The sequence below is a fragment of the Nocardia sp. NPDC004860 genome, assembly GCF_040609015.1.
Classification (GTDB): Bacteria; Actinomycetota; Actinomycetes; order Mycobacteriales; family Mycobacteriaceae; genus Nocardia.
The window spans coordinates 221,276-244,531 of sequence record NZ_JBEXJI010000009.1 but is presented as its reverse complement, the minus strand read 5'-3'; the positions used below and the strand labels follow the sequence as shown (position 1 = coordinate 244,531).

The following is a 23,256-nucleotide window of genomic DNA, read 5'->3' as shown; positions in this document are numbered from 1 at the left end:
GTTCTCCGGCGGGCCTCAACGTTACTCCCGCGCCATGACCTCGATCACCGCCGGTAAGAACTCCGCACCCCCGAAACGCTTACGACTTGCCGGAATCGGCCTCGCGCTCGGTGGATTCGGCCGTCGGCTCGGTGGTTTCGGCCGCGTGCTCCGTGGTTTCGGACACAGCGTCGGCGGATTCGGACACCGCCTCGGTGGTTTCGGCCGCAGTGTCGCCGGCTTCGTCCTCATCCTCCTCGGGCTCCACGAACGGATCCGGGATGCGCCCACCCGAGGCATCGACGAGATCCGCGAGCCGGTTGTATCCCACCGCGGGCAGCGTCACATCGGAGTCGTCGGCCAGATGCAGCTGCAGGTACCCCCGCTTGGGGATACGCAGCCCGCGCACGTCGGCCCAGTCGATGTGCCGCCCGCCGAACAGGGTGCGCGTGTCGACGCCATTGTCCGAGACGGTTGTCCGGGTCCGCTCGATCCACACCACCACGGCGGCCGGGATGGCGAACAGGATCCACAGCACCTGCGGCCACCCGAAGAACGCGAACGCCACGCAGAACAGCAGGATGAACACGCCGAGGTGAGCGAGCCGGGGGATACGGATCACGCGACCCGCGTCGGATTCGGACTCGGGCGTGTGGGACGATCGAGCAGGTGGCACGGACTGATGCTGTGAGGACACACCCCCATCCTTGCATCACGGTGAACGGACCCGATCAACCGCACTGTCTCACATAATGAGACCCAATAGGTCAGCTGTTTGACTGGACGACCCACGCGCGCATACCGTCGAGCGCGTGAATCGAACCGAGTTGCTCGTAATCGGCCGGCGCGTCCAGCGCTGAGCCGACGACTGTAGGTCATTTACGTCAGCTCGCAGCTGCGACGCGCCACCCTCGAACAGCCACTGGCTGTCGGGGGCTTTTTTGTGTTCAGGCAAGTCCATGGACTGGAACGACAAGCAGTTAGGAACCAAGACGGTGAGCGCACCTACCGCCCGGCCCGGGCCCTCGGCCCGCAGGCCCGCGCCTTCGGCCACTCAGCCGACCTCCTCGGCTGGCCGAGAGTCAGCTTCTGCTCCGGCCTCGAACCGCCGCCAGGTCCCGCCCGAGCGGGTCACCGGCGCGCAGTCGGTCGTCCGTTCCCTCGAGGAGCTCGGCGTCGACACGGTATTCGGCATTCCGGGCGGTGCGATTCTTCCCGTCTACGACCCGCTGTTCGATTCCACCAAGGTCCGCCACGTGCTGGTCCGCCACGAGCAGGGCGCGGGTCACGCCGCGACCGGCTACGCACAGGCGACCGGCAAGGTGGGTGTGTGCATGGCCACGTCCGGTCCGGGCGCGACCAACCTGGTCACCCCGATCGCGGACGCGCAGATGGACTCGGTGCCGCTGGTGGCCATCACCGGTCAGGTCGGCCGTTCGTTGATCGGCACCGACGCCTTCCAGGAAGCCGACATCTCCGGCATCACCATGGCGTGCACCAAGCACAACTTCCTGGTCACCGACCCGATCGACATCCCGCGGATGATCGCCGAGGCGTTCCACCTGGCCTCCACCGGCCGCCCGGGCGCGGTGCTGGTCGACATCCCGAAGGATGTGCTGCAGGCGCAGACCACCTTCTCCTGGCCGCCGGAGATGAAGCTGCCCGGCTACCGTCCGGTCACCAAGCCGCACGGCAAGCAGGTGCGCGAGGCCGCCCGGATGATCATGGACGCCAAGGCCCCGGTGCTGTACGTCGGCGGCGGTGTGATCAAGGCCGACGCCAACGAGGAACTGCTGGAACTGGCCGAGCTGACCGGCATTCCGGTGGTCACCACCCTGATGGCGCGCGGCGCGTTCCCCGACACCCACACCCTGAACATGGGCATGCCGGGTATGCACGGCACCGTGGGAGCCGTTGCGGCACTGCAGCGTTCGGACCTGCTGATCACCCTGGGCGCGCGTTTCGACGACCGCGTCACCGGCCAGCTGGACTCGTTCGCGCCGAACGCCAAGGTGATTCACGCCGACATCGACCCGGCCGAGATCGGCAAGAACCGCCACGCGGACGTGCCGATCGTGGGCGACTGCCGCGAGGTCATCGCCGAGCTGATCGAGACCCTCAAGGCCGATCCGGCCGCCGCGGGCAAGGCTCCGCTGCTGGATCTGACCGAGTGGTGGCACTACCTGAGCGGTGTCCGCGACAGCTACCCGCTGGGCTGGAAGACCCCGTCCGACGGTTCGCTGTCGCCGGAGTTCGTCATCGAGAAGCTGGGCCAGATGGCCGGTCCCGACGCCATCTACTGTGCCGGCGTCGGCCAGCACCAGATGTGGGCAGCGCAGTTCATCAAGTACGAGAAGCCGCGCACCTGGCTGAACTCCGGTGGTCTGGGCACCATGGGTTACGCCGTGCCGGCCGCCATGGGCGCCAAGATGGGCATGCCGGACCGCGAGGTCTGGGCCATCGACGGTGACGGCTGCTTCCAGATGACCAATCAGGAGCTGGCCACCTGTGCCGTCGAGGGCGTGCCGATCAAGGTCGCGCTGATCAACAACGGCAACCTGGGCATGGTCCGGCAGTGGCAGACCCTGTTCTACGAGCAGCGCTACTCCAACACCGACCTGGGCACCCACACCCTGCGCATCCCCGACTTCGTGAAGCTGGCGGAGGCGCTGGGCTGCCACGGCATTCGCGTGGAGAAGGAAGAGGACGTGGAGGCCGCGATCCGCGAGGCGCAGTCGATCAACGACCGGCCCGTGGTGATCGACTTCATCGTCGGCAAGGACGCACAGGTGTGGCCGATGGTCGCCGCCGGCACCTCCAACGACGAGATCATGGCCGCGCGCGGCATCCGCCCGCTGTTCGATGACGACGAGTCGGCGTCCGAGCCCGCCGTGATCCACGAGGCGATGTCACACGAGAAGGCTTCGCTGGCCGCCCACGAGCGTGCCTCCCAGAAGGGGACCGAGGAATGACGACCACCCACACCCTGTCCGTGCTGGTGGAGGACAAGCCGGGCGTGCTGGCCCGCGTGGCCAGTCTGTTCTCCCGGCGTGGCTTCAATATCCAGTCGCTCGCGGTGGGCGGCACCGAGATCCCGGAGATCTCGCGCATGACCATCGTCGTCACGGTGGAGGATCTGCCGCTGGAGCAGGTCACCAAGCAGTTGAACAAGCTGGTCAACGTCATCAAGATCGTCGAGCAGGACACGGACAGCTCCGTGGCCCGCGAACTGATCCTGGTGAAGGTGCGCGCCGACGCCAGTGTGCGCACCCAGGTGATCGAGGCCGTGAACCTGTTCCGCGCGAAGGTGATCGACGTGTCGCCCGACGCGCTGACCATCGAGGCCACCGGCACCCGCTCCAAGCTCGACGCGCTGCTGCGCATGATGGAGCCCTACGGGATCCGTGAGATCGTGCAGTCCGGAGTCGTCGCGGTGGGTCGTGGACCCAAGTCGATCACCGCGACTCGCTAGTAACCGGCCGCCGCGGCGGCCATCCGCCCGCCATCCCGGCATGCTTTCGGCCGGGATCCACCACGCTTAATCACAGAATCCAAGAAGGAGCACCCAAAGTGGCAGTCGAGATGTTCTACGACGACGATGCCGATCTGTCGATCATCCAGGGCAAGAAGGTCGCGGTCATCGGCTACGGCAGCCAGGGCCACGCCCACTCGCTGAGCCTGCGCGACTCCGGCGTCGACGTGCGCATCGGCCTCAAGGAGGGCTCGAAGTCCCGTGCCAAGGCCGAAGAGGCCGGCCTGACCGTCGGCACCCCGGCCGAGGTCGCCGAGTGGGCCGACGTGATCATGGTCCTCGCGCCCGACACCGCGCAGGCCTCGATCTTCACCAACGACATCGAGCCGCACCTGAAGGACGGCGACGCGCTGTTCTTCGGCCACGGCCTCAACATCCACTTCGGTCTGATCAAGGCTCCGGCCAATGTCACCGTCGGCATGGTCGCCCCGAAGGGCCCGGGCCACCTGGTGCGTCGTCAGTTCGTCGACGGCAAGGGCGTTCCGGCCCTGATCGCCATCGACCAGGACCCGACCGGCACCGGCCAGGCGCTGGCGCTGTCCTACGCCAAGGGCATCGGCGGCACCCGCGCCGGCGTCATCAAGACCACCTTCAAGGAAGAGACCGAGACCGACCTCTTCGGTGAGCAGGCTGTGCTCTGCGGTGGCACCGAGGAACTGGTCAAGACCGGTTTCGAGGTCATGGTCGAGGCCGGCTACGCGCCGGAGATGGCCTACTTCGAGGTCCTGCACGAGCTCAAGCTGATCGTCGACCTGATGTACGAGGGCGGCATCGCCCGCATGAACTACTCGGTCTCCGACACCGCCGAGTTCGGTGGCTACCTGTCGGGCCCGCGCGTCATCGACGCCGGCACCAAGGAGCGCATGAAGGCGATCCTGACCGACATCCAGGACGGCACCTTCGTCAAGCGCCTGGTCGCCAACGTCGAGGGTGGCAACAAGGAGCTCGAGGCCCTGCGCAAGGCCAACGCCGAGCACCCCATCGAGGTCACCGGCGCCAAGCTCCGCGGCCTGATGAGCTGGGTCGACCGCCCGATCACCGAAACCGCCTAAGGGTTTCGCGACTGCGACCCGCCGGACCCAGTGCCCGGCGGGTCGTTTCATGTCACCAGGTCGTTGGCATACTGCGGACTACGATATCGATGTCCTCGATATTCATTGGCTTGATCTGAGAGGTGCCGGTGACCGTATCGCCCGCAGATGAGAGCCGCTATCTGACGGCCGAGGAGTTTCTCGCCGCCGAACCGGATGCGTTCGGCGAAACCGCCGGTGATATCGAGATCGTGGACGGTCGACTGGTCAGACTGATGTCCCAGAGCGGCGCACACAGCCGAGTGGTGCGTCGACTGGCATCTTTGATCGAAGCCGCGCGCCACCCGTCAGGACCGTGCCTCGTGGTGGACTCCGATGTCGCGGTTCGACTTCCGGACTCCGAAGATCAGCGTGCCGACCGTCGGCTGAATGTCCGATACCCCGGCATCATGGTTCGTGACTGCGAGCCATACGACGTCAACACCGTGCGAGACCACATTCAGCTCGTGATCGAGGTGGCCTCGAAGGAAACCGTCGATACGGATATCGGTATCAAACGGGTCCTCTACGCACGCGCGAGAATTCCCGTCTATCTCATCGTGCATTTCGACAAGAGCTGGGAGATCATCGACCGCATCGAGGAATACCGTCTGGACTGGTCGGGTCTGAGGTACGAACCGCATCACGTCCACCGAACCGGCTTGGTTCTCGATTCCCCGGTCACACTTGCGGTCACGTTCGAGAGCCTGCAAGCGCCGTGACGGCCTGAGGGTTCCGGGATTTCAGCCGCGAAGGCCCGCCAGGTTTTCTCCTGGCAGGCCTTCGCTGTTCACGCGTGAGGGGATCGCGCGAGGTGTGGTCGTGTCTCGGGTTTACCAGCTGCCGAAGCTGTCCGGCAGCGCGTTGCGCCACCAGCCGTTGCCGCGGTTGGGCCACCAGCCCGGGTTGCAGTCGTCGCGGTCGTGGTTCCAGTCGTCGCGGTCGTGGCGGTGGCGCCAATCGTCGCGATCCCACCAGCCGTCCTGGTGGTGCGGCCACGCCACATCGCTGGGCGCGTTGTCCAGCGGAACGTCCGCGGAGGCCGGAATGGTCACTGCCGCAAGGGGAACCAGGGCGATCGCACCGGCGACAGCCACACGGGCTGTGATCCGGCGTAGAGATGTCGACTTCATGGTCAGCAACTGTGCCCGACTTGTGTCCTTTTGTGAATCCGAATCCCTGTGAATTCAGGGCCGAATGGTCCTCATGTATGACAGGGGACCCTGAGCGACCCTGAAACCCATTGCACAGCAATGGCCCCGCAGGAATTCTCCCGCAGGGCCGTTCGCAATTGCGACTCGATTCGACACTGTGGGTGTCGAACCGAGTGTCGCAGACTCAGTAGTGCGTGCCGCCGTCGATCCGGATCTCGGTGCCGGTGATGAACGCACCATCATCCGACGCCAGCATGGCGACCACGCCCGCCACGGTATCCGGCGACGCGAAGCCCTGCCCGATTCCCGGCGCGAGCTTCATGAACAGGCTCAGATCGGCATCCGCCGGCAGCCCCGGGCCACGCCCGGAGGTCATGTCACTCGAAATCGACCCCGGCGCAACGGCAACCACGCGCAGACCCTGCTTGGAGTACTCCGCGGCGAGCGCGTGCGTCATGGACATGATGCCGCCCTTGGACGCGGCATACGCGGACATGTACGGGTGCGCGAAGAACGCGGACGTCGACGTGAAGTTGACGATCACGCCCTTGTCCGAGGCGAGCAGCTGCGGCAGCGCCTCCCGAATCATCAGGAACGTACCGGTCAGGTTGATGGCAATGATCTTGTTGAAATCAGCCAGCGGCATCTCGTGCGTATGCGCCGACCGCAGAATGCCCGCCGCATTGATCAGCGCATCGATCCCACCCAGCGCCTCGACCGCAGCAGCAACACCGGCCTTCACCGACTCCTCGTCAGCGATGTCCAGCACCAGCGTGGTGAGCCGATCCCCATTCCCGTTCTCCGCCGCCTGCTTGGCAGTCTCCGCCAGCCCGGCCTCGTTCACGTCCGCCCCGACAACCTGCCCACCCTCGGCCAGGATCCGATGCACGGTAGCCCGCCCAATCCCCGACCCCGCCCCGGTGATCACTACACGACGGCCGTCAAAACGCTCCATTGCGGTTCTCCTTACGTAGGTTCTCAGCCTCTCCTGTCACGCTACGCCTACATGGCACGTCATGTCATCGTGGCATCCCGTCAACTAGGATTGTCCCAACGAGCCCGCCACAGGAGGTGAAAAATGTCCGCCCAACCCCGCCCCACCCTCGCCGAACGCCGCAAACAAGAAACCCGCATGGACATAGCCCGAACCGCAGCCCGGTTGTTCGCGGAACACGGCACCTCCGAGGTCACGGCAGACCAAATAGCCGCCGAATCCGGCGTAGCCCTCCGCACCTTCTACCGGTACTCGCGCACGAAGGAAGAAGCAGTCGAGCCCATGCTCGCGGCGGGAGCCCAACGCTGGTTGGAGATCGTCGCCTCCGGCCCGCGGCGGCTGCCCACTTTGCCGGAGCTCGAGGCAGCAGCCCGATCCTCCCTCACGTTCGAGGGCGCCCCCGAAGACCTCGAAATCACGCGCGGACTAATCCACGCGATGGACGACGACCCAGCCCTCCGCACCGTCTGGCACCGCATCAACCTCGAAGCCGAGCGCGAATTACTCCGTGTGCTGGCCGATCTGGCAGGCACCGACGCAGATCCCCTGCGCCTCCGCCTTCTCGCCGCAGCCGCCGCCGGTGCAATCCGAATCGCGGTCGAGCAGTGGGCATCCGACAACGGACCGACGAGCGGCGACGGATCCCCGGCAGACCTCGCCGTCCGTGCACTCCACGCACTCGCCGTTGGAATCGGTCACTGAATCGGTCACTCTCGGCTTGTTCGTAACGCTCCCGGGCTCGACTCGAATTTCTGGCTAGAGTTCTCGTCGGCGTTCTCGAGCAGGGGTGATCATGGCGGAAGAGTGGAAGTTCGATGTCCCCACGACAGGGACGAAACACCTTCCACCGGACCCCCGCTACATGGAGGCTCTCACCAGCCAGGGTTATGGATTCGAGGCTGCCGTAGCCGATTTGGTCGACAACTCGATCGATGCCGGAGCCGGTGATGTTGTCATCCACTTCCTGCGCGACGGCGATCGCTTGACCAGTCTGTTGCTCATCGACAACGGCAGCGGGATGACCGAGGACGAGCTCGATGTCGCGATGACGGTCGGCGGTCGGCGAAACTATCGCCAGGGTGCGCTCGGCATGTTCGGGACCGGTCTGAAGTCGGCCTCGCTCAGTCACGCTGCCGCGGTGACGGTGGTCAGCCGCACCAAGACGAGCCGTCCGGCCGGTCGACGGTGGGTGATGGAGCATGCGAAGGACGGCTTTCAATGCGACATCGTGGAACCCGGGTACGCCCAATCCCTCATCGACCGCTATTCCGGCGGTCAGCCGATCGACTGGAATGGCACGGTAGTTCGCTGGGACGGGGTCAAGGATTTCCCACGCAACGGTGGACCTGAACAGACCGAGCGTTATCTGGCTCGTACCGTCAGCAAGCTGGGTATGCATCTGGGTTTGCAGCTGCACCGGTTTCTGGCTCGGGGTGACTTCAACATCACCATCGCCGTCGAGGACATCGCCACCGGCATGGTGGTGATGAATTATGGTGTGCTGCCGGTAGATCCGTTCGGCTACCCGGTGACGGGCAACCCCGAATACCCGCGCACCTTCAAGGTCGAGGTGCCGTCGGTCGGCGTCGTGCCGCTCCATTCTCATATCTGGCCACCCAAATCGACCGTGGCCCAATTCCGCGGAATCGGATCATTGCTGGATACCCAGGGCTTCTATCTGTACCGCAACGACCGTCTTGTGCAGGCGGGTGGCTGGAACAATTTCCGTCAGCCCGAACAACATCTGGCACTGGCGCGTGTGGCGGTGGAACTGCCGCCGGTGTCCGGCGATATCTTCCGACTCACGGTCAAGAAGGACGGCGTCGAAATCTCGCCGGAGTTCATTGCGGCACTGGAGAATGCGGCCGACGACAGTGGTCGGACCTTCGGCGGCTACCTGACTGCCGCAGACAGCACTTATAGGGAGGCGCGGCGCCGCACCGGCGTGGAGCGCAGGCCGGTGATTCCGGCGGGACGGGGGATGGATCCCACTGTGCGGGAGGCACTTTCGGAAGAACTTCCGACGTTGCCGGGGGAGGACCCCATCTCCATCCGCTGGGAAGCGATCGAGGGTGAGGCCTTCTTCGAACTGGATCGCGAAGGTCACCGAATCCTGTTGAACCAGCGCTATCGCCCGGCTGTTCTGGGCGGGCGCCGCGGCGGGATGAACGACGCCCCGATGATCAAATCGATGCTCTACCTGATGGTGAACGAGGTGTTCCAACGGGAACGAATCGGCCCTCGGGACAAGGACAATCTGCAGCTGTGGCAGACGGTGCTGGTGGCCGCGGCGCGGGCGGAAATGGATCGCTTGAGCGATCGGGATGGGGAATGACCGTGCATACACCGGATGCCGCGCCGCGTATCGCCCTGCACCATGCAGTGCTGGCCGACCTTTCGGGCAGTAAGCCGAAGCGGCTGGTGCGTGCGATGGAGTATCAAGCTGAGGACCTACCGGGCACCGCACAGTATGCTTTCGAGACGGACTTCCAGCAGGCGTTGCGTGCCGCGGAGGCCGGTGATCAGCTGGTCGAAATGTGGCGAAAGCAGTTGGTGCAGTGGGATTTCACCGAGAATCCACTGTGGTCGGCTGCTTCCCCGCGTACAGAAGAACGACGCGCTGACATCTATCGTGAGCTCGCCGTCGAGGAAGAGACGGCAAAGCTGCTGGACACCGTCTGCCCGGTGCCGCTGGCGTCCGGGCCGGTTGTGATCAGCAAGGACTTCAAGGCTTGGCGCACAGTCGAGTCCAAGCATGGGCGGGAATGGTATTGGCCGCGGTACAGCGCATTGTTGTCGGAGAAGGGTTGGTCCGACGAAGCGGTCGCCGGCGTCGACCTCGCCGCAGACAGTGTGGTCGAGCGCCTTGCCGATCCCACCCGCCCGGACGCCTATCAGTCGAAGGGGCTGGTTGTCGGCTACGTCCAATCCGGGAAGACCGCCAATTTCACCGGTGTTATCGCAAAAGCGATGGATGCTGGTTACCGCCTGATCATCGTGCTCGGCGGAACGCTGAACCTGTTGCGTGACCAGACCCAACGCCGCCTCGACAAAGAGTTGGTGGGGCGCGAGAACATCATGGGCGGCGGCAGCGAATATGACTCCGACTACTACGACGACCAGGAGTGGCTGCAACGCAAGTTCGTCGAATTCGGCGACCACCCATCGGCTCTGGGCGGCTTCGACATCGTGCGCCTGACCACCCGTCACGACGACTACAAAGCGCTGTTGAGGGGCATCACTGCGCTGGAGTTCGAGAAGCAGGAACCGGCGGTCCCGCTCTACGATGCCCGCAACCTGCATCGGTCCGCCGCACGGTTGATGGTGGTGAAGAAGAACAAGTCGGTGCTCGGCAAACTGGTCAAGGATCTCAAGAAGATTCGTACGCCGTTGTCGGAGATCCCTGTACTCATCATCGATGACGAATCCGACGAAGCCTCGGTCAACACCTCCCGCCCCAAGCCCGACGCCGACCGCACTGCGATCAACCAGAAGATCTCCGAACTTCTCACCCTGCTCCCGCGGGCCCAGTACGTCGGCTACACGGCCACCCCGTACGCCAACGTCTTCATCGATCCCAGCGACACTGCCGACATCTTCCCCAAGGACTTCATCATCTCCCTACCCCGGCCCGAGGGGTACATGGGCGCCAGCGACTTCCACGACTTCGACTCCGACGACCCGGATGAACAGCGCACCTATGCGACCTCTAACGAGATGGCCCATGTCCGAGACGTCGTGGTATCTGATGAGGACGACACCGAACCACTCGAGCGCGCAATCGACATGTACGTTCTGACCGCGGCGATGAAGTTATTTCGCCGGGACCGAGATGCATTGGGCGAAGACTACTTCCGCCACCACACCATGCTCATCCACGAATCCAACTGGGTCGAGTCCCATCGTGAACTTCTCAGTCGTATCACCAAATTGTGGTGGCAGGCAGGCTATTCCAGCTCTCATGGCCACACCCGCCTTCGCGCCCTCTTCGAGTCGGACATCACTCCGGTCTCCGCGGGCCGCGCCGCCGGCTATGCAGTACCCGCCACCTATGACGACTTGATGCCCTATGTAGGCCCCGCCGTCATGAACATCAGCGCAGATCAGAAGCCCATCATCGTGGTGAACGGCGACAAGGACATCGAAACCGGCGAAGCCGATTTCGACCGTCGCCCAATCTGGAAGATCCTCATTGGTGGTCAGAAACTCTCCCGTGGCTTCACCGTCGAGGGCTTGACGGTCTCCTACTTCCGCCGCCGCTCGACCAATGCCTCGGCACTGATGCAGATGGGCCGCTGGTTCGGTTTCCGCGAGGGGTATCGAGATCTGGTGCGGCTGTATATCGGCCGTGAAGAGGAGCACGGGAAGCAGGACATCGACCTGTACAAAGCCTTCGAGGCGGTATGCATGGACGAGGAATCGTTCCGGCGCGAGCTCGAGCAGTACGCGATCATGGTCGACGGCGTGCCACAGGTGACGCCGGCCGAGATACCGCCGTTGGTGTCCCAACATCTGCCGCTGCTGAAACCGACCAGCGCCAACAAGATGTACAATGCCCGACTCGTCGAGATCCGTTCCCCCGGACTTTGGCGTGAGCCGTTTGGCTACCCGAGCCGCTCCGTGGATCTCCGACACAACACCAACCTCTGGAGTCCCGTCTTCGACAGACTATCCACTGCCACAACCGATTACGCATACCACTTTCCGGAGAAGGGCATCGCCCACCGAGTCACCGCCCTCACCGGGCGCCTGGCCCCCGACGAGTTTCTCGATATCGTCCGAGAAATGCGCTGGCTCACCCCGGGGCAATTCGACCCCCACATCGAATACCTCACCGCAATCACCCGCGGTCCTGCAGCCGCCGTCGACGAGTGGATCGTCCTGGCCCCCCAAACAATGCGCGGCGCAATCAAAGAGGTTGCCCTCGGCGCCACCGGCCGCAGCTTCACCCGATGGGAACGAGTACGCCGCCGTGACCCTCTCTTCGGCGCCATCAGCACCAGCCGCCACCGCAGCATCGCCATCCGCATCGCCGGCGGCCTTCCGGACTCCGCCGACCCCAACACCGAATCTCTGGTAGCCGACCGCCGCGGTGCCCTCATGCTCTACCCGGTAGTCGAACCCCGCCACAGCGCAGACATTTCCCCCGACGGCCACATCGACCGGGGCAAGCTGGTCATGGGCTTCGGCTTCGTCGCGCCCGCGTCGGCCCGAGGCTACGACGATCGCATAATTCGGTTCAGGACCATCGACTCCACGGACGCCGTCATTGTCGATGTTCCCCACGGGGAGGAGTGATTAACGCGGGTTTGTAGCTCCGGCGGAGGTCCAGTGCTCAGCCTCTGGTCAATACGGGTGTGCAGAGTGGAGATCCCTTCTGGCCATGCCCGTCGAACAGCCTGGGCATCGGACCCATGGATCGAATTGTGTTGTGCCGCTTGCTAACTAATTGATCCGAAGCTAGGTTTGTTCACATGGTTCGGAGTCCCGCGTGGACGCGGGACGAGCTCGTCCTGGCGTGCGATCTGGTCATGCAAAACGGCTGGCGTGAACTGCGCGCCAATGACGCCGCGGTAGTTGAACTCTCGCGCCTACTACGGTCTCTGCCGATACATCCTGATGATGCTCGGGCCGAGGAGAGGTTTCGAAATCCGAACAGTGTCGGGCGGAAAACGACCGACATTGCGACACGGCATCCCTCATACACTGGCAAGCCCACGCGGGGTGGGAAGCTCGACATCGAGGTAATGCAAGAGTTTCTTGCTGATCCTGGCGAGATGCATGCGCGTGCCGAAGCGCTCAGGACCGCCGCCATGGAAGGCAACTTCGGGATCTTCAGCCGTGGCGACGGCACGATGATCGAGGAAGACGAAGAGGAGTCATCATCAGCCGGCGAATTGGGCGCGGCATCGGGGTCGCCCTCCCTGCTGATTCCCGCGATAGCCGGAGATGATACGAGCGGTCCGGACCTTTTGGGTGTCGAAGGCCCCGCGCGAGGGATTGCGGCTGTACTCGCGCAGAAGCAACTGCAACCGCCACTGGCTGTAGCAATCTACGGTGAGTGGGGGAGTGGCAAGACGTTCTTCATGCAGAAGATCCGGGAAAACATTGATAGCGTCGCTGTCGAGCATCCTGACGCGTTCGAAGATCTTGTCAGACACATACACTTTGGTGCCTGGCATTACTCCAGAGGGAATCTCTGGGCAAGCTTGATGGAGCGAATCTTCAATAGATTGAACCTCTCCGAAGGGGTTCTGGAGAAGGTGCTGAAAGACGCCAAGGATAAAATTGATGCAATTGAGGAAAGGTTTTCTTCGGCGCAACGCGAAGTAGATCTTGTTCAGAGTCGGTCAGAGCGGATCCTAGTCGAGATCAACAAGGTTGAGAGTCGGTACAAGCGTGAACTCGAATATCTCAGGGACGTCCGGGTCGAGGACATCTGGCGAGAAGTAGCCGATGACGAAGAATTCTCCGGTCGGGTCGCTGAAGCGCGCCGCGAATTGCAGTCAGCCCGTGAAGAATTAGGTCTTCCTGACGCGCCCATCGGCATCCGAGAACTATGGGATTGGAGTCGCGAGGCTATTGGCCTTGCATCTCGGGCGAGGATGCTCGCTACGTCTGGCAGTTCGTGGTACAAGTCCCCGCTGGGTGCGTCAGCGATCGCGGGTGCTATTTCGATAATTCTGGCGGGCGCCCTGGCTTTCGTCGCACCGGAATCACTTCACGTGATTATGGCTTCCACAACGCCTTTCGTGGGGCTGGGTTCGAGCGCCGCACTCTGGATCAGGCAGCAGTCCAAGATGGCGCGGAAGCTTCTTGAACCAGCCGAGAGGCTGCAGTGTCTGATCGACGATCGGTTGGAGAAGGCACGTGCTGATCACCGTGCTGAGATCGAGAAACTGGAAGCAGGGGCTTCCGTCACCCAGAAAGAACTTGAGGCAGTTCGTGAACGCCGGCTTACGGTACAGGAGGAGCTTGCGGCCGCAGAGCGGGAGCGAGATGAATTGACGCCGGCTCGGGTTCTCAGGGACTTCCTTGCCGAGCGGGCGGCAAGCGACGAATACAGAAAACACCTCGGTGTGATGGGTGCCGTACATCGTGATCTCGTCACCCTGAACGAGATACTCGACGCTGCAGCGAATGATTCGGAGGTTTCGGTCAAGCGGATTGTGCTCTATATCGACGACTTGGACCGGTGCACACCGTCGACAGTCATCGATGTCCTCGAGGCAGTGCACTTGCTGTTGGCGCTTCCGCTTTTCATCGTCGTAGTCGGTATCGACCGACGAGTACTTGATCGAGCGTTAAAAGATCGCAATAGGGCTGCGGCAGTGGATGGTGAAACCGCGCCATCGAGTGCAGACTACCTCGAGAAGATATTCCAGTTGACTTACACGCTGCCACAGATGAGCCCAGCCGGTTCTCAGGCAGTTCTACGTGCTGCAGTAAGTGGGAACGTGGGGCGTGGACCGGTCGGCACTTCGGATGATCCCGCACATGCGGTGCCTGGATCAGCGGTGAGCGGTGAGAGTGCCTCTGGCAAAGGTGAAGACGCCATGGTGGTGGAGTCGCTGCCATCTGCGCAACAGTTGGCGGAAGCGCTCGTACTTTCCGACGAGGAACTCGCAACCCTTGATCAGGTTGCGCCGTTGGTGGGCGCAACGCCGCGTCGCGCTAAGAGATTCGGAAACATCTACTCCGCGGTGCGCGCGCGCTTTGCGGGTGGCGAGCACGATCTAGATGCGCTTGCGGCGGTAATCGCAACGCTTGTCGGCGCTCCGAACTCGTTGGGAGCGGCGCTGCAACAGCGAAAGATCGATGGCAGTGCTGACATCGCATACGGCGACTGGATACACACGGTACCGCTGGAGTCATTCAGATCGGCAGACCAGGCTGAACTCGACCGTGTGTCAGCGTTCACGGAAGCGGAGAACCCTCTGTTCGAGTTGTCCATGGACACGATTGGTACTGCCCTTCAGTTCGTAGCCGCGTACTCTCAACGCTAGTGAACGGCGGCTAGTGTTCCGCGCCTGAAATTCGTTGCAGATATCGTGCGAGGGAGTCGAGGATCTCCTCGGCTGTCTTGCGCCAGACGAATGGGCGAGGGTTGGTGTTCCACTGGTCGACCCAGTTGCGGACGTCTTTCTCCAGTGCCGCAACGCTTTTGTGGACGCCGCGACGCAGGAGTTGCTGAGTGAGGAAGGCGAACCAGCGTTCGACCTGGTTGAGCCACGACGATCCGGTCGGGGTGAAGTGCACGTGGAACCGTGGGTGCGCGGCGAGCCATTGCTGGACCTGCGGGGTCTTGTGGGTGGCGTAGTTGTCGCACACCACGTGCACGTCCAGTTCGGCGGGCACGGCCTTGTCGATGCTGGTCAGGAATTTCTTGAACTCGGTTGCTCGGTGGCGGCGGTGCAGTTCGCCGATCACGGTGCCGTCGGCGATGTTGAACGCGGCGAACAGGCTGGTGGTGCCGTGGCGGGCGTAGTCGTGGGTGCGGCGCTCGGGCATGCCCGGCATCATCGGCAGGACCGGCTGCGACCGGTCCAGAGCTTGGATCTGGGACTTCTCGTCCACACACAGTACGACCGCTCGTTCTGGCGGATTGTGGTACAGGCCAACAACATCCACGACCTTCTCGATGAACAACGGGTCGGTGGAGATCTTGAACCCGTCACTGAGATGTGGCTTCAGCTCGAACCGCCGCCAGATCCGCCCCACCGTCGATTTCGACAGCCCGGTCCGCTCGGCCATCGACGACCGCGACCAGTGCGTGGCATCGGAGGGGACCTGTTCCAGGGTCATCTCCACCACGTGCTGCACCTGATCCAGCAGGATCGACGGCGGCCGGCCCGGTCTCGGTTCATCGGCCAGGCCTGCCAACCCGTACTCGATGAAACGGCTCCGCCACTTACGCACCGTCATCGCCGACACGCCCACCTCGGCCGCCACGTGGGTGTTGAACGCACCCGGCTCGGCGCAGGCCAGCACGATCCGGCACCGCAACGCATACGCCTGCGTCGACGTCGCCGCCCGCGCGCCCCGCACCAACTCCCGACGCTGAGCCTCGGTCACCACCAAATCCGGACCCGACCTCGGCCTACCAGTCCTCACCACCGCCGAATCCTACAATTAGCCAACGAATTTCAGGCGCGGAACACTAGCTGGCTGCCTCAAATTCGGCGAACCGGACGGCCAGGCGGTCGGAACTGGGTTTGTCTCTGTTTCTTGCCGGTGTGAACAGTTGTCGGCCGTTCATTTCTTGTAGACCATGACGGAGCATCGGACCGTCGATCTCATTCATGAGAGATTGGTTGATGCGGATCTGGTAGCCGGGTGTAATCCCGAGGAAGTTCTCGTCGTAGGCCGCGTGGTGGATCTTGCACAGACTCAATCCGTTGTCGACGGTAGGGGTTCCGTTCGGCTTCCCGTCGGCGATGATGTGGGCGGCATCGAGGAGCTTGGCGTGCTTGAGATGGCAGACGGCGCAGCGGCATTCGTAGGCGCGGAGGACTCGGCCTCGGAACTCGGGTTGGTGTAGTCGCTGTTTGGTCACTCGTTCGACGTATTCGCGTTCCAGGGGCTGGAGTGCGAGCGGGTTGTCGACCAGGCGGAGGCTGTCGTCTAGCGCGATCAGAAACTGTCGGTTCTCTTGGTCGTCGGCGACGACGTATACCCGCGGCACCGGAACGAAGACGCCGTCGGCGATCTTCCGGAGTAGTAGGAGCGGTAGGTCGAGGTCCAGAGCAGCCCGGAGCTTCTTGTTGTCGCCGTTCACGCTGCCTTCGCGGTACGCGTAGGCGAAGAGGGAGTCCTGTAGTTCTTCATCCGCATACTTGCCCTTGGGATCAGACAGGATCGACAGGGTGGCCAGCATGTCCTTTGGGTTGCGAATGCCGCGGTTGCGGTCGATGAGGCGGTGAGTCGCACCGTTCAGAGTGAAGTCCCACAGTTGTTCGCGGGTAACGACTCCGGTGTCTCCGACCAATTCCTCCAGGTGTCGGAAGATCTCCTCGCGGAGGATGGCCTCGGCATCCCTGTCCATGGAGGAAGTCTGGCATGGACCGCAGTCGAAAAGTTGATCTTCAATGGATACGTTTCAGTGCGCTGTGTCTGCTGAGCTTGCTGAGATGCTGGCCAGGGCCTTCGGGCCGTGGTGGAGGATCGCCGCGAGAGTGGTTGCGTCCAGGCAGATCTCGAACTCTCGGTGGGTGTCGCCGAGGACGAGGGTGACGCGGTGGTCTTGGGGGTTGGGGACGAAACGGACTGGGCAGTCGGCAGTGGTGATTACCCAGGCTCCGATGGTGAGTTGGTCGAACATGGTGGGCTCCTCGGTGTTGGGGTGGGTTATGTAGAAAGTGCATCACTCGAGTGGGTGGGTGGTTACCCTGAACTGGGTAAACCAGTGGCTTCTCGTCGAAAGCCCTGGACCGCTGGCAGTTTGGGCGTCCGCGTCACCCGGTACGGGTGCATGTTGATGAGGAAGCGCGTCATGTCGGAGACTGGCTCGACCTTGCCGAGGCGGCAGCTTGGGCGGTATTTGCGGGAGGCGCGGAGCGCGCTGGGGATGGCACAGGATCGGGTGGCGAAGGCTGCGGATGTCAGTACGTCGGTATTGCAGCGGTTGGAGAGCGGGATACCCACGCGGCTGAAAGTTCGAGATCTGCAGGCGATTTGCGATGTTCTGGAGCTGTCCGGCGATACCGCGGAGGCCATGGTTGGGCTGCTTCGTCAGGCGGCGGAGACCAGCTGGTGGCATGAGTACGGAAGCGTGATACCGGCGAACTTCGATGTATATGTCGGGCTCGAGACCGCGGCTCGGAAGTTGACGACCTACCAGCCGGCCCTCGTTCCTGGGCTGCTGCAGATCCCCGAGTACGCTCGCGCGCTCATTCGAGCTGTGAAACCTGAAGAGACGGCCGCGGACCATGAGCGTCGAGTCGAGTTGCGGACGCGGCGGCAGGCAACGGTATCTCGGAGGTATCAGCCTCTGTCGCTGGACGTTGTCCTCCACGAGGCGGCGCTGCGGTGCAATGTGGGCGGTCCAATGGTGATGGCCGCTCAGCTGAGGCATCTCGCGGAGATCGGCAAATTGCCGAACGTCTCGGTTCGAGTGCTGTCGTTCAAGGCAGGAGCCCCGGTCGGTGATCCCGTGGGGCAGTTCGCGATTCTCGAGTTCGACGAAGATACCGGGGGCGAACGCGTCTGGCCTCCCGTGGTGTATCTGGAGACCTTCATCGGGTGTATGTACCTGGAGAAGGACGCCGACGTGCGGCGGTACTATCGGGTTCTCGATAGCCTTCAGCGGGCAGCGCTGGACGAGGCGGTCAGTCGTAACCTGCTGCGGCAGGTGGCAAAGGAGTTTTCAGCGTGACTGACCTATCCGCAGCCGAATGGTTCAAGAGCAGCTACAGCGGCGACAAGGCTGACTGTGTCGAGACAGCACATCTGCGAGACGGTTCGGTGGGGGTTCGCGATTCGAAGAACGCCAGCGGTCCCGCGCTGATCTTCACGCCGGAGCAGTGGGACGCGTTTGTTGCAGGTGTCGTGCGCGGAAAGCTGACTTCGAAACAGGCTTAGGTCGACTTCCAGGATTTGGCGCGCCGGGCGCGTTAGCGTGGGCTATGGCTGCTGATCAGGATCCGCCCGTTGTCCCTGGTGTTCGTCGGAGCTTTGTCGAGGCTCGGGGTGTTCGATTCCATGTGACGGAGGCGGGGGAGGGGGTGCCTGTGCTGGCGTTGCATGGGTGGCCGCAGCATCACTACACGTATCGGGATCTGTTGGCGGATCCGCCGGCGGGGATGCGGATCATTGCGCCGGATCTGCCGGGGTATGGGTGGTCGGGGGCGGCGCCGCATCGGTGGGCGAAGGACGACGTGGCCAGTGATCTGCTGGCGTTGATGGATGCGTTGGGGTTGGACGAGAAGGTCTTGTTGGTGGGGCATGACTGGGGTGGGTGGGTTGGGTTTCGGATGATTCTCAGGGAGCCCGAGCGGTTTCGGGGGTATCTGGTGTGCAATATGGCGCATCCTTGGTCGCCGCCGGGTGTGGTGGCTCGGCAGGCTTGGCGGATGTTGGCGTATCAGCCGCTGATGGCGAGTGTGGGGGTGCCGCTGCAGCAGCGGACACGGTTCCTGGAGTGGCTGATCGGGGCGGCCGCCAAGGGGGAGAACCGGTTTGATCGGGAGACAATCGAGATTTTTGCGGAGCGGTTCCGGGATCCGGTGGTGGCGCGGTCCGCGCGGGATACGTATCGGACGTTTCTGTTGAAGGAGGTGCCGGCGGCGGTTCGGAATCCGGAGCACAGGCGGGCTACCGTGCCGGTGCGGGCGTTGTTCGGGAAAGACGATGCGGCGGTGCACTATTCGCTGGCTGCGGCGGAGACGGCGCGGGCGGATGACTACACGCTCGAAATGGCGGAGGGGTGCGGGCATTTCATCGTCGATGAGCGGCCCGAGCTGGTGCGGGCGCGGCTGATCGAGTTGGCGGGTGAGACCGCGTAGGTGATGTGGCCGGTGCGGGCTCGCACAAGTGGGTGATTTCCGGTCGGAATGGTGGTGGGTGATGGGGAAAGTGCGGGATCTGACCGGATTACCGTCTGCGGCGTCTGATGGCTGCCGTGGCCTCGTCGACGCATCTTTCTACCGATTGATACACATCGGCTGCGGCGTACCTCAGCACGAGCCACCCATCGAGCATGAGCTCGTTCTGTCGACGCCTGTCGTGACGGAAGACCCTCGACTCGCTGTGGAACTCGCGACCGTCGATCTCTATGACGGTGCGCGATCGTTCGTCGACGAAGTCGCAGCGGTACGGGCCGATCGGGTGATTGCAGAGCAGGCGCATGCCTCGGCGGTTCAGGGCTCGCGCGAACAGGCGTTCCGGCTCTGACGCCGCGTGGATCGCGGCCTCGCGGAGTTGCCTACGGACAGTGGAAGACCCATGCAGGTGGGATTCGCACAATTCGAGCAAGGCCGGCCCTGACACACGCCGGCCGACGTTCAGATCGATCAGCGCATCGGCTTCACGCTCGGGAAGGACCGAGGCGCAGTCGAACATGGTCAACGCCGCTGTCGTGACTGGCAGGTCGTAGCACTCATCGATCCATTCGGCGCGGAGGCGGCGGCGGTAGAGCCGCAGCCAGTCCGGGGTGCAGCGGTCGGAAGCCTTGGGGATGGTCGCCTCCACGCGGGTCGGCTCATCAGGAAGGAGGCCGTGCAACCAGGCGGCGGTGCGATGGCTGAGGATCGCGCGCGGCTGCCAGGCGATGACCGCATGACATCTATCGAGAGTGGTTGGCGCGCCGACGCAATACGTACGAGGGAGCAGTCGTCTGTAAACGCCGCGCCGGCAGCGGTCGTTGATCGTGCCGACCGGGATGCCCTCCGCGAGGAGTTCGCTGCGTGTACGAATCATCGGGCAAGCGTGACACTGCGCCCGGACAGAACCGTGACGGCGAGCTGCGATTATGTCGGGTCTGTGGATGGTGGTGCGGCTGTGGAAATCAGTTGGTTCGAGTGCCGACATTTCACTTGCGGATGAACCGGCCGGCGGTTGCTCGGGAGTCGTCGACGAGTCAGGCCGGCGCGGTGCTGGTGAGGTTTCGCCTGTGCAAACTCTTTCGGGGTCGGAAGCAGGTGCTGTTGGTTGCTGGAGTCGAGGAAGCGTGGGTTGACCTGGCGGAATCGGCGTGTGCGGCGGCCGTGAAGCGGAGGCCGGCGATAGGGTGGCGGGCGCGGTTCGGCGCGGATGGCTAGAAATTGGTCAAGTGACCGACTAGTCTGCGGGAAACCTGAAATGAAACAGGTTCACTCTTTGGCGGGTGCGGGCTGGTTCGCATTGTCGCGGGTGTGGAAGTGAGGATGCGATGACTCTGTCCCGGCGGGCTGTGCTGGTGGGGGCTGCGGTGGGCGGCGTGGGGGCCGGTGCGGCGGCGTTCGGTGCGAATATGGTTGGGGCGCAACCCATCAGGCATCGGGACGCGGGGCAGGATTACCTGGTCGGGGTGGGGATCGCGGATATCACCGGGGCCCCTGCGGGGCAGGGGATGATGGGGTACTCCGAGGCCGATCAGGTCACTACGGGGCTGTTGACGCGGTGTTATGCGCGGGCCTACGTCGTGGTGGATCAGGCTACGGGGGATCGGGTTGCGTTCGTGAACACCGACAATGCCTGCCTGTTCCAGTCGGTGCATCTGGTGGTGATGCAGCAACTTCAGCAGCGGTTCGGGGATCTGTATACCGAGCGGAACGTCAATCTCAATGCGACGCACAACCACAACTCGTGTGGTGGCACCGCGCGGGAGTATGCGTATTCGCTTGCGGCCATGGGGTTTCAGCAGAACTCGCATGATGCCGAGGTGAACGGGATCGTCAAGGCGATCGTTGCGGCGCACGAGAATCTCGGGCCGGGGTCGATCACGCTCGGGCGGGGGGAGTTGCACGATGCCAGCGTGAACCGGTCGCGCGTGGCGTTCGAGGCCAATCCGGAGGGGGACAAGGCGGCGTTTCCGGATGCCATCGATCCGCAGGTCACCGTGCTGCGATTCCGGCAGGGCGGCAAGGATATCGGGGCGATCACGTGGTTCGCGACGCACGGTACCTCGCTGACCGATCGCAACACCCTCATCTCGGCGGACAACAAGGGATACGCCAGTTATCGCTGGGAGCACGACGAGATGGGTGTGCGGCATCTGGACGGTGCGCCATCGTTCGTGGCAGCCTTCCCGCAGACCAATGCCGGCGATATGACGCCCAATCTGTGGATCCGGCCGATGCATCCGTCGGGACCCACCGAGGACAATCGCACCAACTGCGCCATTATCGGTGAGCGCCAATATCAGGCGGGCCGAAAGGCTTTCGATGCCGCGACGCCGATGGGTAGTGCCGGCGTGGATTCGGTGTTGCACTATGTGAACCTCGCGGACACCGCCATCGACGGCGACTACACCCCGGATGGCAAGTCGGCCCGCACCTCGCCCGCCATGATGGGCGCGGCGGCCATGGCGACCAGCACCGAGGACAATTGGAACTCGCAGCTGTCGTTCCTGCAGGAGGGCGACGCCAATCCGATGGTGGCCGCGCTCGGCGGACTCAACTCGCCGATCGAAGACTGGATGCGAGATGTGCAGGCGCCCAAGCTGATTCTGGCCCCCCTCGGAGTGCTGCCGCCGCGACCGTGGGTGCCGCAGATCGTGCCGCTGCAGCTGATGCGCATCGGCGATCTCGTGCTGGCCTCGGGGCCGTCGGAGTACACGGTCGTGTCGGGGCTGCGAATCCGGCGACTGGTGGCGCGGGCATTGAACGTGCCGCTGGAGAACGTGCTGCTGCAGGGCTACGCCAATGGCTACTGCGGATACGTCACCACCCCGGAGGAATACGCCTCCCAGCAGTACGAGGGTGGCGAAACCCTGTACGGACGTTGGACACTCTCGGCACACATGCAGGAATTCGACCGGCTGGCAAAGGCTTTGGCGGCGCGCATCGACCTCGGCCGTGGCCCGGCCCCGCTCGACTGGGCCTTCGGATTGCAGCCGAACCTGCTGCCGCCGGTCCCGGCCGACGCCCCGCACGCCGGACGCGCGTACGGTGACGTCCTCACCCAGCCGAACGCGAACTATGCGGCAGGACAGACGGTTTCGGTGGAGTTCGTCGGCGCTCACCCCAATAACAACTTCCACCTGGACGGCACCTACTTCGAGGTCCAGCAGGGCTCCGGCGATGACTGGCGGCGCGTCTACGACGACAACGACTGGTGCACCGAACTGCACTGGTCCCGCCCGGACGGCCAGCCCGCCGCCTCCACCATCACTATCCAGTGGACGGTGCCGGACAGTGCCCCCTCGGGCCGCTACCGTATCCAGTACACCGGCGACAGCCGCGACGCCGGCGGAGCAGTCAACGAATTCACTGGAACATCGGCGGAATTCGTGATCGGCTGATCCCATGGTGTTTGTCCGGCCCGCCGACGTGGCGGACGAGAAGTTCCTGTGGGCCATGCTCTTCGAGGCGTCGTACGCCCGCGATCGCGGCATGGTCTCGCCGGACGAGCTGATGGATCAGCCGAAGCTCGCGAAGTATGTCCAGAACTGGGGTGCCGCAGGCGATCTCGGTGTGGTCGGCGGGTCCGACGGCGTACTGCTCGGTGCCGCATGGCTGCGCCGGTTCACCGCCGAGGACGCGGCCCTGGGGTACATCGACAGCGACACTCCGGAACTGGCAATCGGTGTCGCGGTCGTCAGCCGCGGTACTGGACTGGGGACTGCGTTGATGACGGCACTCCTCGACACCGCCCGCGAACAGTACGACGCCGTGAGTCTGAGTGTCCGCCTGGAGAATCCGGCCCGGCGGCTCTACGAACGCCTCGGCTTCGTCGACGTCCCGGGATCAGAGCAGATCAATCCGGCCGGAACCACCAGCATCACAATGCTTCTCCGCTTCCGCTGACCGAGTATTCGGGCCCTCTCCGATCGGCACAACGCGCCCGGACAGGCAGCTGCGACAGGCCCGTCCGCCGAGGACTATTGAG

At 63.6% G+C, this 23,256-nt stretch carries 20 protein-coding genes; 13 read left to right on the top strand and 7 right to left on the bottom strand.

What is annotated here, in order from left to right; translation table 11 throughout:
- Positions 1–79: 79 nt before the first annotated feature.
- Positions 80–676: a PH domain-containing protein gene (locus tag ABZV44_RS19695; RefSeq protein ID WP_354837950.1), complete on the bottom strand. Its 597-nt coding sequence runs from the start codon at positions 674–676 to the stop codon at positions 80–82.
- Between the two features lie 298 nt (positions 677–974).
- On the opposite strand from ABZV44_RS19695, the gene ABZV44_RS19690 reads away from it, so the two are divergent.
- The 4 genes from ABZV44_RS19690 (at position 975) to ABZV44_RS19675 (ending at position 5,303) form a co-directional block, all read left to right on the top strand.
- Positions 975–2,951, top strand: a complete 1,977-nt coding sequence (locus tag ABZV44_RS19690; protein ID WP_354837948.1) for an acetolactate synthase large subunit — start codon at positions 975–977, stop codon at positions 2,949–2,951.
- Positions 2,948–3,451, top strand: a complete 504-nt coding sequence (ilvN, locus tag ABZV44_RS19685; RefSeq protein ID WP_040860049.1) for an acetolactate synthase small subunit — start codon at positions 2,948–2,950, stop codon at positions 3,449–3,451. The genes ABZV44_RS19690 and ilvN overlap by 4 nt, the downstream gene beginning before the upstream one ends.
- A 110-nt stretch (positions 3,452–3,561) precedes the next feature.
- A complete protein-coding gene (gene ilvC, locus ABZV44_RS19680; RefSeq protein WP_354837986.1) occupies positions 3,562–4,563 on the top strand; it encodes a ketol-acid reductoisomerase in 1,002 nt (333 codons plus the stop codon).
- A gap of 128 nt (positions 4,564–4,691) precedes the next feature.
- A complete protein-coding gene (locus tag ABZV44_RS19675) occupies positions 4,692–5,303 on the top strand; it encodes a Uma2 family endonuclease (RefSeq protein WP_354837946.1) in 612 nt (203 codons plus the stop codon).
- A 111-nt stretch (positions 5,304–5,414) separates the two neighbouring features.
- On the opposite strand, the gene ABZV44_RS19670 is transcribed toward ABZV44_RS19675, so the two are convergent.
- A complete protein-coding gene (locus tag ABZV44_RS19670) occupies positions 5,415–5,714 on the bottom strand; it encodes a hypothetical protein (RefSeq protein ID WP_354837944.1) in 300 nt (99 codons plus the stop codon).
- A 205-nt stretch (positions 5,715–5,919) separates the two neighbouring features.
- Positions 5,920–6,690, bottom strand: a complete 771-nt coding sequence (locus ABZV44_RS19665; RefSeq protein WP_354837942.1) for an SDR family oxidoreductase — start codon at positions 6,688–6,690, stop codon at positions 5,920–5,922.
- 123 nt (positions 6,691–6,813) lie between these two features.
- Between ABZV44_RS19665 and ABZV44_RS19660 the strand changes: the two genes are divergently transcribed.
- The 4 genes from ABZV44_RS19660 (at position 6,814) to ABZV44_RS19645 (ending at position 14,735) form a co-directional block, all read left to right on the top strand.
- On the top strand, positions 6,814–7,431 hold the full coding sequence (locus tag ABZV44_RS19660; protein WP_354837940.1) for a TetR/AcrR family transcriptional regulator: 618 nt from the start codon (positions 6,814–6,816) through the stop codon (positions 7,429–7,431).
- Between the two features lie 91 nt (positions 7,432–7,522).
- A complete protein-coding gene (locus tag ABZV44_RS19655) occupies positions 7,523–9,064 on the top strand; it encodes an ATP-binding protein (protein WP_354837938.1) in 1,542 nt (513 codons plus the stop codon).
- Entirely contained in the window at positions 9,061–12,027 is a 2,967-nt protein-coding gene (locus tag ABZV44_RS19650) for a Z1 domain-containing protein (RefSeq protein ID WP_354837936.1), read from the top strand. The genes ABZV44_RS19655 and ABZV44_RS19650 overlap by 4 nt, the downstream gene beginning before the upstream one ends.
- 233 nt (positions 12,028–12,260) lie before the next feature.
- On the top strand, positions 12,261–14,735 hold the full coding sequence (locus ABZV44_RS19645) for a P-loop NTPase fold protein (RefSeq protein ID WP_354837934.1): 2,475 nt from the start codon (positions 12,261–12,263) through the stop codon (positions 14,733–14,735).
- 10 nt (positions 14,736–14,745) lie between these two features.
- Here the strand turns inward: ABZV44_RS19645 and ABZV44_RS19640 are convergent, their stop codons facing one another.
- From ABZV44_RS19640 to ABZV44_RS19630, 3 genes are read right to left on the bottom strand one after another with little or no spacing between them, the layout of a single operon-like run.
- Entirely contained in the window at positions 14,746–15,846 is a 1,101-nt protein-coding gene (locus ABZV44_RS19640) for an IS630 family transposase (protein ID WP_354837932.1), read from the bottom strand.
- 43 nt (positions 15,847–15,889) lie between these two features.
- A complete protein-coding gene (locus tag ABZV44_RS19635) occupies positions 15,890–16,774 on the bottom strand; it encodes an HNH endonuclease (RefSeq protein WP_354837930.1) in 885 nt (294 codons plus the stop codon).
- A 54-nt stretch (positions 16,775–16,828) separates the two neighbouring features.
- The gene (locus tag ABZV44_RS19630) at positions 16,829–17,050 is read right to left on the bottom strand and encodes a hypothetical protein (protein WP_354837928.1); all 222 of its coding nucleotides are present in this window, start codon (positions 17,048–17,050) and stop codon (positions 16,829–16,831) included.
- 171 nt (positions 17,051–17,221) lie between these two features.
- On the opposite strand from ABZV44_RS19630, the gene ABZV44_RS19625 reads away from it, so the two are divergent.
- The 3 genes from ABZV44_RS19625 to ABZV44_RS19615 are packed head-to-tail and all read left to right on the top strand — an operon-like array spanning position 17,222 to position 19,232.
- A complete protein-coding gene (locus ABZV44_RS19625) occupies positions 17,222–18,103 on the top strand; it encodes a helix-turn-helix transcriptional regulator (protein WP_354837926.1) in 882 nt (293 codons plus the stop codon).
- Positions 18,100–18,309, top strand: a complete 210-nt coding sequence (locus tag ABZV44_RS19620) for a DUF397 domain-containing protein (RefSeq protein WP_354837924.1) — start codon at positions 18,100–18,102, stop codon at positions 18,307–18,309. The genes ABZV44_RS19625 and ABZV44_RS19620 overlap by 4 nt, the downstream gene beginning before the upstream one ends.
- Positions 18,310–18,353: 44 nt before the next feature.
- Positions 18,354–19,232 carry an alpha/beta hydrolase gene (locus ABZV44_RS19615; RefSeq protein ID WP_354837922.1) on the top strand — a complete coding sequence of 293 codons (879 nt, stop codon included), beginning with the start codon at positions 18,354–18,356 and terminating at the stop codon, positions 19,230–19,232.
- An 88-nt stretch (positions 19,233–19,320) separates the two neighbouring features.
- Here the strand turns inward: ABZV44_RS19615 and ABZV44_RS19610 are convergent, their stop codons facing one another.
- Entirely contained in the window at positions 19,321–20,145 is an 825-nt protein-coding gene (locus tag ABZV44_RS19610; RefSeq protein ID WP_354837920.1) for a DUF559 domain-containing protein, read from the bottom strand.
- A 451-nt stretch (positions 20,146–20,596) separates the two neighbouring features.
- Here ABZV44_RS19610 and ABZV44_RS19605 point away from each other — a divergent pair, with 451 nt between their 5' ends.
- Positions 20,597–22,669 carry a neutral/alkaline ceramidase gene (locus ABZV44_RS19605; protein ID WP_354837918.1) on the top strand — a complete coding sequence of 691 codons (2,073 nt, stop codon included), beginning with the start codon at positions 20,597–20,599 and terminating at the stop codon, positions 22,667–22,669.
- 4 nt (positions 22,670–22,673) lie between these two features.
- Positions 22,674–23,174, top strand: coding sequence for a GNAT family N-acetyltransferase (locus tag ABZV44_RS19600; RefSeq protein ID WP_354837916.1), 501 nt, complete (start codon positions 22,674–22,676; stop codon positions 23,172–23,174).
- Positions 23,175–23,256 lie beyond the last annotated feature (82 nt).

What these genes read in the sequence shown, in the direction of transcription:
- ilvN (WP_040860049.1), top strand. Translation starts at nt 2,948, where the DNA reads ATGACGACCACCCACACCCTGTCCGTGCTGGTGGAGGACAAGCCGGGC.
- ilvC (WP_354837986.1), top strand. Translation starts at nt 3,562, where the DNA reads ATGTTCTACGACGACGATGCCGATCTGTCGATCATCCAGGGCAAGAAG.
- ABZV44_RS19670 (WP_354837944.1), bottom strand. Translation starts at nt 5,714, where the DNA reads ATGAAGTCGACATCTCTACGCCGGATCACAGCCCGTGTGGCTGTCGCC.
- ABZV44_RS19665 (WP_354837942.1), bottom strand. Translation starts at nt 6,690, where the DNA reads ATGGAGCGTTTTGACGGCCGTCGTGTAGTGATCACCGGGGCGGGGTCG.
- ABZV44_RS19660 (WP_354837940.1), top strand. Translation starts at nt 6,814, where the DNA reads ATGTCCGCCCAACCCCGCCCCACCCTCGCCGAACGCCGCAAACAAGAA.
- ABZV44_RS19655 (WP_354837938.1), top strand. Translation starts at nt 7,523, where the DNA reads ATGGCGGAAGAGTGGAAGTTCGATGTCCCCACGACAGGGACGAAACAC.
- ABZV44_RS19650 (WP_354837936.1), top strand. Translation starts at nt 9,061, where the DNA reads ATGACCGTGCATACACCGGATGCCGCGCCGCGTATCGCCCTGCACCAT.
- ABZV44_RS19645 (WP_354837934.1), top strand. Translation starts at nt 12,261, where the DNA reads ATGCAAAACGGCTGGCGTGAACTGCGCGCCAATGACGCCGCGGTAGTT.
- ABZV44_RS19635 (WP_354837930.1), bottom strand. Translation starts at nt 16,774, where the DNA reads ATGGACAGGGATGCCGAGGCCATCCTCCGCGAGGAGATCTTCCGACAC.
- ABZV44_RS19630 (WP_354837928.1), bottom strand. Translation starts at nt 17,050, where the DNA reads ATGTTCGACCAACTCACCATCGGAGCCTGGGTAATCACCACTGCCGAC.
- ABZV44_RS19625 (WP_354837926.1), top strand. Translation starts at nt 17,222, where the DNA reads ATGTCGGAGACTGGCTCGACCTTGCCGAGGCGGCAGCTTGGGCGGTAT.
- ABZV44_RS19615 (WP_354837922.1), top strand. Translation starts at nt 18,354, where the DNA reads ATGGCTGCTGATCAGGATCCGCCCGTTGTCCCTGGTGTTCGTCGGAGC.
- ABZV44_RS19610 (WP_354837920.1), bottom strand. Translation starts at nt 20,145, where the DNA reads ATGATTCGTACACGCAGCGAACTCCTCGCGGAGGGCATCCCGGTCGGC.
- ABZV44_RS19605 (WP_354837918.1), top strand. Translation starts at nt 20,597, where the DNA reads ATGACTCTGTCCCGGCGGGCTGTGCTGGTGGGGGCTGCGGTGGGCGGC.
- ABZV44_RS19600 (WP_354837916.1), top strand. Translation starts at nt 22,674, where the DNA reads ATGGTGTTTGTCCGGCCCGCCGACGTGGCGGACGAGAAGTTCCTGTGG.